This window comes from Mesorhizobium sp. M0040 (assembly GCF_040323505.1).
GTDB lineage: Bacteria > Pseudomonadota > Alphaproteobacteria > Rhizobiales > Rhizobiaceae > Mesorhizobium.
The window spans coordinates 1-12,072 of the sequence record NZ_JAMYVA010000089.1 but is presented as its reverse complement, the minus strand read 5'-3'; the positions used below and the strand labels follow the sequence as shown (position 1 = coordinate 12,072).

At 62.6% G+C, this 12,072-nt stretch carries 11 protein-coding genes and 1 pseudogene; all 12 read right to left on the bottom strand.

The window, feature by feature from the left end; genetic code table 11:
- Window positions 1-271: 271 nt before the first annotated feature.
- Window positions 272-544: a DUF2274 domain-containing protein gene (locus tag NKJ91_RS32570; protein ID WP_352458772.1), complete on the bottom strand. Its 273-nt coding sequence runs from the start codon at window positions 542-544 to the stop codon at window positions 272-274.
- A gap of 11 nt (window positions 545-555) precedes the next feature.
- Window positions 556-1,773: a TraB/TrbI/VirB10 family type IV secretion system protein gene (locus tag NKJ91_RS32565; protein WP_352458770.1), complete on the bottom strand. Its 1,218-nt coding sequence runs from the start codon at window positions 1,771-1,773 to the stop codon at window positions 556-558.
- A gap of 10 nt (window positions 1,774-1,783) precedes the next feature.
- On the bottom strand, window positions 1,784-2,812 hold the full coding sequence (gene trbG / locus NKJ91_RS32560) for a P-type conjugative transfer protein TrbG (RefSeq protein WP_352458768.1): 1,029 nt from the start codon (window positions 2,810-2,812) through the stop codon (window positions 1,784-1,786).
- Window positions 2,802-3,533 carry a conjugal transfer protein TrbF gene (gene trbF, locus NKJ91_RS32555; protein ID WP_352458767.1) on the bottom strand — a complete coding sequence of 244 codons (732 nt, stop codon included), beginning with the start codon at window positions 3,531-3,533 and terminating at the stop codon, window positions 2,802-2,804. The genes trbG and trbF overlap by 11 nt, the downstream gene beginning before the upstream one ends.
- Window positions 3,534-4,856, bottom strand: coding sequence for a P-type conjugative transfer protein TrbL (trbL, locus tag NKJ91_RS32550; RefSeq protein WP_352458766.1), 1,323 nt, complete (start codon window positions 4,854-4,856; stop codon window positions 3,534-3,536).
- Between the two features lie 36 nt (window positions 4,857-4,892).
- Window positions 4,893-5,618, bottom strand: coding sequence for a P-type conjugative transfer protein TrbJ (gene trbJ, locus NKJ91_RS32545; protein WP_023718720.1), 726 nt, complete (start codon window positions 5,616-5,618; stop codon window positions 4,893-4,895).
- Entirely contained in the window at window positions 5,615-8,065 is a 2,451-nt protein-coding gene (trbE, locus tag NKJ91_RS32540) for a conjugal transfer protein TrbE (protein WP_352458765.1), read from the bottom strand. Before trbE ends, trbJ begins: the two co-directional genes overlap by 4 nt.
- On the bottom strand, window positions 8,059-8,331 hold the full coding sequence (locus NKJ91_RS32535; RefSeq protein WP_023680309.1) for a VirB3 family type IV secretion system protein: 273 nt from the start codon (window positions 8,329-8,331) through the stop codon (window positions 8,059-8,061). The genes trbE and NKJ91_RS32535 overlap by 7 nt, the downstream gene beginning before the upstream one ends.
- Entirely contained in the window at window positions 8,331-8,639 is a 309-nt protein-coding gene (locus NKJ91_RS32530) for a TrbC/VirB2 family type IV secretion system protein (protein ID WP_023680310.1), read from the bottom strand. Before NKJ91_RS32530 ends, NKJ91_RS32535 begins: the two co-directional genes overlap by 1 nt.
- 11 nt (window positions 8,640-8,650) lie before the next feature.
- Window positions 8,651-9,619, bottom strand: coding sequence for a P-type conjugative transfer ATPase TrbB (trbB, locus tag NKJ91_RS32525; protein WP_352458764.1), 969 nt, complete (start codon window positions 9,617-9,619; stop codon window positions 8,651-8,653).
- Window positions 9,616-10,029, bottom strand: a complete 414-nt coding sequence (locus NKJ91_RS32520; protein WP_352458763.1) for a CopG family transcriptional regulator — start codon at window positions 10,027-10,029, stop codon at window positions 9,616-9,618. The genes trbB and NKJ91_RS32520 overlap by 4 nt, the downstream gene beginning before the upstream one ends.
- A 120-nt stretch (window positions 10,030-10,149) precedes the next feature.
- Window positions 10,150-11,988: pseudogene (locus NKJ91_RS32515) on the bottom strand (conjugal transfer protein TraG); the annotation flags it as partial.
- Window positions 11,989-12,072: the final 84 nt, after the last annotated feature.

Below are 12,072 nucleotides of genomic sequence, written 5' to 3'. Positions count from 1 at the left end.
GGCTCATGCTGTGCTGCTAACTTCGCTCGTAAGGGCGACCTTAAGAGCGCAGCCTCGCTACCGTGCCGTCCTCTCGCAAGGCGGCCTTCGCCGGAGGGTATCTGTTGTAGGGACATGCTTAACGACCAATTTGAGGCGCAGAGCCGGCATTGGTTCGGGGCAGATCAGCTCGTCTATTGTGCCCTATGTTTCGGCTTGCCGCCGGCAAATTGCTTCAATGCATTTGCCCGCCTAGAAAGGTGCCCCCCTCGGACTCACTGGTCGCTGTCACTTATTCGGACCCTGAAATTGGCTGCCGCCGCGATTTCTCTGACTTGTCGACGACAGGGAGCCCTTCCTTTCTGGCCTTGGCAAACGCTCGATCGCTCTCCAGGAACTCCGCCAGCATGAACGGGATCAGTTCCGCTACCGATTCGGACTCGCCATAGGTCTGACGATAAAGCGCCGCATAGTCCTTCAGTGCTTGGTTCAGGTCTGCATTTACGCTTATGGTGATCTTCGAAGGTGTCCGATCCGGAAGTTTGCCGAGTTTCAGATTGGTCATGATGACTCCAGTCAATTCGGGTACGGCCGTAGCACAAGATCCTTGTGCACGATGACGCGCAGTGGCCAACCAGGGCGGACGGTGATCGTGGGCTGAATATTGAGGTTCTTCTCGGTGATGCGCTGGCCAGCTCGACTGACGTTCTGCTGAGCGGATTCGCGGATTGCTTTGACCAGGTCGCTTTCGTCTTCCCCGAGGCTCAGCTCGGTGCCGACCCCTACCAACGTGGCCAGCGCAACGCCTTTGATCAGCTGCCAGGTGTGGAAATCCACCTTGTCCTCAAGCCCGGCATAGCCGGCGGTGTCCGTCGCCGGCAGATTGTCGATTTCGATTGAAGAGCCGTCGGGCAGCAGTATCCGTTGCCAGACCAGCAGCGCGCGCCTTTGTCCAAAGGCAACAACGCTGTCATAGGTGCCAATCAGGCGAGAGCCTTGCGGAATGAGCAAGGTGCTGCCGGTGACTGTGTCGTGCACATTCTCGGTGACCTGTGCAACGACGAGGCCGGGCAAGTCGGAATTGATGCCAGTGATAAGGCTCGCTGCGATGACGCTGCCGGCCATCAGCTGATACGGCGAAGCCGGCGTCTGCAGTGCATGCAGATTGTAGATTCCACTTGTGTTCCGCTGGCTGACAAAATCGAGCTTGCGCTGTTGATTGTTTTGGTCGCCCTCGGCCGGTGCAACGGAAGCTGAATCGCGTGCGGCATCGGATTGAGGAGCCGTTCCATCAAAGGGTGGACGCCCGCCCTGCCCGTTGCCGGCGGCATCCGCTTGCCGGGGTCGATTTTCGATCCGGAAGAAGACTTGCGATTCGCGCGCTTCGATCGCCTGCTGTGCAAGGCGCTGCTCCTCCGCCGAAACCTCCTGGCCCGGCGCGATGCCCAGCTGGCGTTGGTGCTCAAGGATGGGGCGGCCGAGGTCGCCGGGCAGCGGTGGTCCAAGCACTGGAGGCTTGGGCTTGATCCCGGAATAGTCCTTAGGCAGCCTTTCAATTGCCTCCGCCGTTGGCTTCCGCTCAGTGTTGTAAAGCTCTTCAGCCTGCTCTTTGATGCGCAGCGCCGGTCCCTGCAACGCCATCATGGTGACGCCTAGAACGGTGCCGGAACCAACAGCTGCAATGGCGACAATAATGCCGCGCTTGAAGCGCACAGCGCGGCGAGGCGAGGCCCGCAGCTGCAGCTGTTCAGGATCGAGTTTCGGTGGAGCATTGGAGCGGGAAGTATCCGTCATGGGCCGTCCCTCACCTGCTGGAACGCGAAAAGAGCAATATCCGCCGCGGCGCTTGCCTGCCGTCGGTCCTCGTGATGCGCACCACCTGCTGCTGCTTGGCGCCGAGGCGCAGTTCGGCCGCGGCGAAGAGGCGATCGACAATGTAATAGTTGCCCCGCATGCGGTAGTTGACGAGCTGGTTGTCCCCGTCAGCACCGACGATGAAGAGCGGCGGGGCCTCGCCCTGATCGATGCGGCGCGGAAACTCGATGTAGACCTTGCTGCCATCATCGAACGCGCGCGTGGGCCTCCAGGGCGGCATGTCCCCGGTAATCGAATAGCGGAAGCGAATATTTTCGAGAGCCACATTCGACGCCACTGGCATAGCAGCCTCGGCCTGCGCATTGCGCCGGCGTAGCGCGATGATCTGGTCCTCGCTGTAGGTCCAGGAGATGGCCGCCATGGCGGTCTTATCCGTGCTTTGAAGCTGCAGGTGATAGCTTCGCCGGTCCGTTGTGATCACCAGATTGGTGGCAAGTCCTGGCGCGAAGGGCTTCACCAGCACATGGGTGCGCTGGTCATCGCCGGAGCCACTGACGGTGTCGCCAATTACCCAGCGCACTGTATCGCCGGCCGACACGGATTGGAGTTTCTCGCCTGACTGCAGAGCGATATCGCTGACGCGCTCCGGTGCGGCATAGAGCTGGTAGAGCGCGCCTTCGGCAAAGGGGTAAACCTGCACCGCATTCACATAGCCATATTTAGTGGGTTGCTGCGTCGCCGCCTTGTTGGCATCGGCGACACGTTCTTCAGGCGAGCGCCTGTCTTCAGCAGCCTTGCCCGGCTCGGGCTGCAACTGGCCGGGCAGCGGCAGCGGTTTCGGCACTTCCACGACCTTGACGGGCTTCTCCGGCGCCTTCTCGATTGCCGCCGGTTGGAACTTGGCAGCATCATAGGAAATCTGAGGTGGCGGCACCGGCTTCGAGGCACAGGCGGAGATGACCGCAGCCGACGTCGACAGGACCAGCGCAGTGCGGAGCGACGAGAGTCTATTTATCATTGGCGGGCTCCTTTGGGGGAACGGAAGTCTGCGCGGCACTGTCGAGCTCGCGCGACCAGTCGATGGCATTGATGAAGACGCCGAGCGGGTTTTTGCGCAGCTGATCGGTATTGTTCGGCGGCCGGATCACAATGGTGAGGATCCCGGTCCAACGCGTTGTGCTGGCGAGGCTGCCGCGCTCAAAGACCTGCTCGGTCCATTTGACTTGAAAGGAGCTGTCGGACGCTCGAACCACGCTCGTCACCTGCACCGAGACGCTGCGCGTGCCGATCTTGCCGAACGGGTCGTTGGCCTTAGCGTACTCGTTGAGAAAGAGGGCTCCGCGGTCGGTGGCAAAGTCGTAGGCAGAGAGCCAATTCTGCCGCACCAGCACCGCATCGGTGGAAACAGAGCGGACATTCTGGATGAAGCGGCCGAGATGCCAGGCGATCTGGGCATCGGTGGGCTCGTAGTCCCGGATTGCTGGAGCGACGGCGCGCGCCTCGCCGAAACGATCAACCTCGACGACATAGGGCACGACGCGGCCCTGCATCGACTGCCACAAGAGTCCACCAGAGAGCCCGGTGGTCAGAGCGAGGCAGCCAAAGGCCATCAGGCGCCAGTTCCTTGCCTGCACGCGCGCAGTGCCGATGCGCTCGTCCCAAAGTTGGGCGGCCTTCTGGTATGGTGTGACGGGGTGGGGCGTCTTCCCGTAACGCTGAACAGGTCGCTTGAAGAGCATCTAGTCTTCCTTATCGTTGAGAGAGGGGTTGGCGCCGCTTCCACCCCGATCGCCATCGCGGACGGCCTGCGTGGCGGCGTGGCGATGGGCGCGCGCGGTCTGTTCGGAACGCAAGCGCCTCGCCCACGCCGGCGCGGCATCGGCACCTGACGCGGCAGGGTTTCCGGTCATTGATGCGGTCGGCGTGCCGCCCGTCGCGGTCCAGGCGGCATCGCGGCCGGCATCGGCGCTGCGCCGGAATGGTTCTGTTGCAGATTGCATTCCCCGAATCGCGGCGCCGCCAGCTGCGCCGGCAACGCCCTGCAGTCCAGCAGCTACGCCGGAGAGGCCGGACTCGGGCGATGTTGCACGCCTCATCTGCCAAGCTGTGGAAGCAGCCGATCCCATGGCCGTGCCGGCTCGAACGGCGGCGAGACCGCCGCCGGTTGCCATGCGCGCGCCGGCAAGCGCCGCACCTCCGGCAACGAGCGTTGATCCGGCGGCCGCCGCGGTGGTTCCGAGTGCGGCTCCCGCGCCAAGCTGCGGCGCGCCGGAAACAAGACCCGAGGCAATTCCCGGTCCGAAAATGCCGAGCCCAAGCAGCGCCAACGCGCCCAGTACCTGTGACATGGCCGCGGCCAAGTCCGGCTCCTTGCCTTGCAGGGCGGAAGCGAACTCGCCGAAGAGCGTGGAGCCGATGCCGACGATGACGGCAAGCACCATCACCTTAATGCCCGACGAGATCACATTGCCGAGCACGCGCTCGGCCAGAAACGCCGAGCGGTTCCAGAGCGCGAAGGGCACCAGAACAAAGCCGGCCAATGTGGTGAGTTTGAACTCCAGGATGGTGATGAAAAGCTGGATGGAAAGGATGAAGAAGGCGATGAGGACCAGGAACCAGGCGAGAAGCAGCACGAAGATGGTCAGCGCGTTGCCAAAAATCTCGGGGAAGCCGACTAGCTGGCTCGCTTGATTGAGCAGCGGCCAGGCGCCCTCGAAGCCGGCCGCGGCAATGCGGCCTGGCCGCAGGAGACTGTCGGCGGACAGATTGCCGGCCGATGCGTTGATGCCGAGGCCGGCAAAGGAATGGTAGATGATGTCGGCGAGGTTCTTAAAATTGTTCAGGATGAAGGCGAAGGCGCCGACATAGAGCACTTTTCGGACAAGCCGGCCAAGAACATTGGGCTCGCCGCCGAACGCCCAGACCAGGCCTGCCAGCGTGATGTCGATGCCGATCAGGATGGTGGTGAGAAAGGCGACGTCGCCCGAAAGCAGACCGAACCCGCTATCAATATAGCGGGTAAAAGTCTCCATGAAGCGATCAATGACGCCGAGGTCATTCATGTCGCCGCCTTCCTCGTTGTCTTGAAGAACTGCTGATCAGTTGCCGGGATAGGCCGTACCGGTGCCCAGGAAACGCTTCGTCGTCTCGCGGGCGGCTTCCTCGGACTGCGCCTTGCGGGCAGCATCTTCGGCTTCAGCCCGGAACTGGGTCGCGAGCAGCGTCTGAATCTGGATCTGCTGCTTGGTCGAAAGCGCGATCAGCTGATTGGTGGCCTGGCTTGCCTCAAGGGCACCTGCCGCGCCCTGACTGCGGTTGACGAGATCGGTAAGCAGGTCGCCGTCGGCCCGCACGTTCTCCACGATCTGCGACTGCGCGCTCATGGTTTGGCGGAACGCCTGCATGGCGTTTTGCCAGCGCTCGCGCGCGGCGCTCGCCACATCGCTGACCTTGATTGTGGCGTCGTAGCTTTCCGGATATTGCACACGCCACTGGTTCTGAAGCTTGTCGAGATCGAAGCTCAGGCCGCTGGCCTGGGTCATCAGGCCGTCGATCCGTTGGAGCGAACCTGTGAGCTGGCCGACGGAAGAAAAATCCAGGCGCTGAAGGTTGCGCGCCATGTTCTGCAGCATGGTCGCCTGGTTCTGAAGCGACTGGATCTGGTTGTTTATCTGCTCCAGGGAACGTGCCGCTGTCAGCACGTTCTGCGCATAATTCGACGGATCGAACACGATCAGGGCGTGGGCCGGCTGGACGTAGTCGGCCATCGGTTTTGCGATCAGGGAAACGGTGATCAGGCTGGTGAGAAGGCGGCGCCGCATCATGACGATTGCTCCTTGTCTGGTTGAGGGAATTGCTGGAGAAGCTCGGCAGCCCAATCGAGGCCGCGCGCACTCAGGAACCGGGAGGCAAAGCTGTCCTGCCCGTGCTCTGACAGGACGCTGTCGATCAAAGCTTGCGTGGCCGGATCAGAGGCGCCGCAGAGCGCAAGAGCGATCGGGCCGAGCCCGAGCTCGAAGAGGCGGTTGCCGCGGCGCGACTGCAGATAATACTGGCGCTTCGGTATGGCACGGGCGACCAATTCGATTTGCCGCTCGTTCAGGCCGAAGCACTCATAGGCTGCCCGCACCTGCGGTTCCACGGCACGGTCATTGGGAAGAAAAATGCGCTGTGGGCAGCTCTCGATGATTGCCGGCGCGATCGACGAGGCAGCGATGTCTGCAAGTGACTGCGTGGCGAAAATGACGGAGACGTTCTTCTTTCGCAGCACCTTCAGCCATTCGCGGATGCGGGCGGCAAAGAGCGGGTTGTCGAGATAGACCCAGGCCTCGTCGAGCATGAGCAGTGTTGGCCGGCCGTCGAACCGCTCCTCGAGGCGATGGAAGAGATAGGTGAGCACCGGCAGCACGGCGCCTTCCTGGTGCATCAGCTCTTCGGTCTCGAAACACTGCACATCCGACAAAGCCAGCCGATCTTCATCGGCATCGAGCAGACGCCCGAACGGGCCATCGAGCGTGTACGGCATCAACGCGGATTTCAGCGCATTGGACTGAAGCAGGACCGACAGTCCAGTGAGCGTGCGTTCCTGCGCCGGCGCGGTGGCAAGGCTGGTCAGGGCCGACCAGATCGCCTCCTTCACCTCAGGCGTTACGGTGACATTCTCATGGGCGATGAGGCCGGCGATCCATTCCGCCGCCCAGCTGCGAGTAGTCTGGTCGCCGATATTGCTCAGTGGCTGGAAGGCAAGCGCACCATCCGCGCCCAGCGCGTGGTGTTCTCCGCCCATGGCCAGTGTTGCCGCACGAGCCGAATTGCCCTTGTCGAAGACATAGACCTGCGCCCCGGCATAGCGTCGAAACTGCAGAGCGACTAGCGCGAGCAGAACCGACTTGCCGGCACCGGTCGGACCAACGATCAGCATGTGACCGACATCGTCGACATGGGTGGAAAGCCGAAACGGTGTCGACCCGCTGGTCTCTGCGAAGAGAAGCGGCGGGGATTCGGTCCCAGTCACGTTGGCGAGATGCTCGTTATCCACCGGACCGGCCCACGCCGACGACAGCGGCATGACGTGGGCAAGGTTCAGCGTGTGAATGAGCGGCTGGCGAACGTTAGCGTAGACATGACCGGGCAACGAGCCGAGCCACGCCTCGACCGCATTGATGCTTTCACGGATCGTGGTGAAGCCGAGCCCATTGACTATGCGCTCAACCGCTCGGAGCTTTTCCGCGGCGGCTTGCCGGTCCTGGTCCCATACCGTCACCGTTGTGGTGAGATAGCCGAAGCCGACGTGATCGCCGCCCAATGCCTGAAGGGCGGCATCCGCATCGAGCGCCTTGTTGTCGGCGTCACTATCGACGAGAGGGACGGGTTCGTTGGTCACGACCTCGCGCAGGATGGCTGCGATCGATTTGCGCTTGGCAAACCACTGACGGCGCAACCGGGTCAGTGTCTTTGTGGCTTCCGTCTTGTCGAGCGGGATGAAGCGCGTCATCCAGCGGTAGGCGAAATCCTGATGGTTGAGCGCGTCGAGGATCCCTGGCCGGGTGACGTTCGGGAAACCAAGGATGGTGAGGGTGCACAGATGCTGCTCACCCAGCATCGGCTCCAGGCCGCCGGTAAGCGGCGCGTCAACCAGAACACCGTCGAGATACATTGGCGTTTCCGGCATGGCGACCGGATGGCGGTAGGTCGAGATTGTGCCGTGCAGATAGGTTAGCGTCTCGGCATCATCGAGGGCGCGCACTTCCGGCATGAAGCCGGACAGCAAATCCAGGACGCGGTCGGTCTCGTCGCGAAACCACGCCAGCTCCTGGCGCCAGTCTCTAGCCCCTCCCGAGTGATGCGAGTCGACCAGTGCGCTTTCCGCCCGCGCCTGGCCATCTGGCGCCGGCATGAAGACCAAGGTCAGATGATAGCGACTCTCGAAGTGCGCGACCTTGCCCTCGAAGGCCGCGCGCCGTTCCTCATCGACCAGCCATGAGGCAGCATCGGGAAAAGCCGAGCTCGGATAGCCCAGCGCTTCAACGCGCTCGGCCTCGAAAAACAACCCCCATCCGGAGCCCAACCTTCGTAGCGCATTGTTGGCTCGTGCGCAGATGCCGACCAATTCGGCTTCGGTCGCGCTTTCAAGGTCGGGGCCACGGAACCGGAAGGTTCGCTGGAAGCTACCGTCTTTATTGAGCACGATGCCGGGCGCGACCAAAGCGGCCCAGGGCAGATGATCGGCCAGCCGATCGGCTTTGCCGCGATACTCCGAAAGGTTCAGCATGCAAGCCACCCCTTCAGGCGAAGATGACGGACAAGCACGCTGGCGAAGTCCGGATCGCGGCGAGCGGCAAAGACCGCGAGCGTGTGGCCGGCGATCCAGAGCGCCAGTCCGGCGATCCACTGCTGCAGGCCAAGGCCTATTGCCGCGGCCACCGTGCCGTTGAGGATCGCCACCGCTCGCGGCGCGCCGCCCAGCAGGATCGGCTCAGTCAATGCCCTGTGAACGGGGACTTCGAAACCCTCGATATGCTGCTCTCCGGTGGCCATCAGACGAGTGCCCCGCCGCCGAAGGAGAAGAAGGAGAGAAAGAAGCTCGATGCCGCGAAGGCGATCGACAGGCCGAAGACAATCTGGATCAGCCGGCGAAAACCGCCTGCCGTGTCGCCGAAAGCAAGGGTCAGGCCGGTGGTGATGATGATGATCACCGCGACGATCTTGGCGACCGGTCCCTGGACCGACTCAAGGATCTGCTGCAGCGGCTGTTCCCAAGGCATGCCGGAGCCCGCTGCGTGGGCCGGGACGGTGAGAAGAAACGCGAGCGCGGTGGACGAAAGGAAGCGAAGCTTCTTGAGCATGAGGTGACCTTTCAAAACTGCTGGAGTTGCGGAAGCGTGAGCGGGGTGACGGCGTAATCACCGCTGCTGTCGAGACCGGTGACCTCAGCGATCGCGTCAATGCGGCGCGAGGATCCGCGCCCAGCGATGAAGACGATCAGATCTACCGCATCAGCGATGAGGCGGCGGGGAACGGTGACGACGGCTTCCTGGGCGAGCTGCTCGATACGGTAGAGAGCGGAGCGCGCCGAATTGGCGTGAACCGTCGCGATGCCGCCGGGATGCCCGGTGTTCCATGCCTTCAGCATGTCCAGGGCTTCCGCGCCCCTGACTTCGCCCACGATGATGCGGTCGGGTCTGAGCCGCAGGGTCGAGCGCACGAGATCGGCGAGCGTGATCGACCCCCGCCTCGTCCTCAAGGCAACGCAATCCTTCGCCGCGCATTGCAGTTCGCGCGTGTCCTCGATCAGGATCACCCGCTCGTCGCAATCGGCGGCTTGTGCCAGCAGCGCATTGGCAAGTGTTGTCTTGCCCGACGACGTGCCGCCGGCGACCAGGATGTTGTGCCGCTCGCGGACCGCCTTCTTCAGCGCATCGGCCTGCAGCGGCAGCATGACCCCGTCGGCGACATAGTCGGCCAACGTGTAGAGTTTCGCCGCAGCCTTTCGGATGGCGAAGCATGGCCCCAGCACGACAGGCGGCAGCAGACCCTCGAAGCGCTCGCCCGATGGCAATTCGGCGCTGACAATCGGATTGTCCGCATGCGCCTCGGCGCGCACGTGGGAGGCGACCAGGCGGATGATGCGTTCGGCCTCAGAAGGATGCATGTGCACGCCGGTGTCGACCCGGCCTTCACCCAACCGGTCGAGCCGCAGCGCACCGTCGGGATTGACCATCACCTCAATGACGGTCGGATCGGCAAGGGCTTCGGTGATCGCCGGACCCATGGCGGTGCGCAGCATGGCGCGGCGGCGATGGTCGGCTTCCGGATGAGAACTCATCCTTCCCCTCCCCTGCGATCGTCGGTGCCAAGTGACCGTTTCCCGGAAGCGATTTGGCGGCCGACCTGTTCGACGAATTTCTCGAAGCGCTCCTGGGCAATCGCTTGCGTGGCCTTGTCCGGCACCGGCGTGTGAGCATGAAGCGTGATCGAAAAGCGGATGAAGAGCGCCAAGCTCTCCAGGATCATCTCGACATCGCGCCTGACATGTCCGAGGTCACGGGAAAGACGGTCGAGCCTCTTGCCGTAGCGGTGGTCGAGTTCATTCTCCCCACGCCGCTCGATAAAGGCCTCGACCGCGTGCGCCACAATGGCCGATTTGGTGGTCGATGGATTGCGGCTGAGGTTCTCCAGCTTCTCGCTCAACTCGGGTCCAAGCAAAAACTGGTGACGAATGCGGTGGGGCTTCATGCTGCTTGTTCCCTCTGACCGGCGCTGATGCACCGGCGACGGGAACGAGCATCGTCGAGATCCTCGAAATCGCTTACGGCCGTTATCTACGCTGAGATGCGCCCGCGTATGGCGCGCCGTTCAGAAGCCGGGCACGATGTCCTTGTCGTCGCCCATTCCCTCGTTGAGGCCGTACGCACGTGCTGCGGTGGAAATCCGATCCATGACGCGCTTGTCGGCGAGCGTCTCGCAGTCATCGTCTGCGGGCGTGAACAGATCGCCATGATCAGGCTCCTGGGCGACGAGGGTCCGTTCTTCGGGCAGGCCCGGATGGCGCTGCTGCTGGACACCTCCGTCTTCGATTGCCGCGCCGGCACTGTCGTCGTCGCCAGCAAGACGCCGATCCAGGCCGCGCACCTGTCCGCTCCAATCGTCCGGGCGCGACGTGGGCCGATCCGCGTAGGCACCGTCGCGCAGCACCGGCGAAGGCAGCACTCGCTCGGTGAAATTCGGATCCTGGTAATAACGCAACTTCTTGGCGCGAATCGGCGGCAATCCCGAAACCAGGATTAGTTCGTCGGCCTGCGGCAACTGCATCACCTCACCCGGCGTCAGCAGGGGGCGAGCGGTCTCTTGGCGGCTTACCATGACGTGGGACAACCAGGGCGCCAACCGATGGCCGGCATAGTTGCGCATCGATCTGAGTTCCGTCGCGGTACCGAGCGCGTCCGAGATGCGTTTGGCCGTGCGCTCGTCATTTGAGGAAAAGGCAATCCGCACATGGCAATTGTCGAGAATGGCGTTGTTCTCGCCATAGGCCTTGGAGATTTGGTTCAACGATTGCGCTATCAGATAAGCGCGGATGCCGTAGCCTGCCATGAAGGCGAGCGCAGTCTCGAAGAAGTCGAGCCGACCGAGCGCCGGAAATTCATCCAGCATCATCAGGAGCTGATGCTTGCGGCTCTTCTTTGGATCGCCCTCCAGGCGCTCGGTCAGCCGCCGGCCGATTTGATTGAGCACCAATCGCACCAGGGGCTTAGTGCGCGAGATATCCGACGGCGGCACGACCAGATACAGCGACATCGGTCGCTCGGCATCCACAAGGTCGGCAATGCGCCAGTCGCAGGCCGATGTTGCCGCGGCCACCGTTGGATCACGATAGAGCCCGAGAAACGACATGGCGGTCGAGAGAACGCCTGAGCGCTCGTTCTCTGACTTGTTCAGCACCTCACGAGCCGCCGAGGCCACGACCGGATGGACCTGGGGCTTGTCCACCGTGCCGAGGTGGTTTGTGGTCATCATCCGCTGCAGTGTCGCAGCGAATGAGCGTTGCGGGTCCGACAGGAAGGTGGCGACACGGGCGAGTGTCTTTTCCTCTTCGGCGTAGAGCACGTGCAAGATGGCGCCAACTAGGAGTGAATGACTGGTCTTCTCCCAATGGTTCCGCCGCTCCAGCGCGCCTTCCGGATCGACGAGAATGTCGGCGATATTCTGAACGTCGCGGACCTCATCTGGACCTTTGCGCACTTCCAGCAGCGGGTTGTACCGCGCCGATCTCGGATCGGTCGGATTGAACAAGAGACAGTGCGAGAACTTCGACCTCCAGCCAGAGGTCAGCTGCCAGTTCTCGCCTTTGATGTCGTGAATGACGGCCGAGCCGGTCCAGGAAAGAAGGGTTGGAACAACGAGTCCGACGCCCTTGCCCGAACGTGTCGGCGCAAAGGCCATGACGTGTTCTGGTCCGTCATGGCGCAGATAGCGATAATTCAGTCCGCCAAGGAAAACGCCGGCCGGCTGAAACAGCCCCGCCTTCTCGATTTCCAGCTTCATGGCCCATCGTGAGGACCCATAGGTGGTGACCAACCCCCGCTGCCGTGCGCGCCAGAGGGACCCAGCTATCGCGGCGGCACAGCCCAGGAACCCGCTGGCTCCGGCAAGTATGCCAGCCTTGTCGAAGACTTTGTTGCAACCAAGTTCGAATGTCGCGATGTCAGCAAAGTAGAAATGTCGCATAACGGTGCCGCCGGCTGCGACGTGAGCGCCCGACCGGGCGTCAGCTGGTCG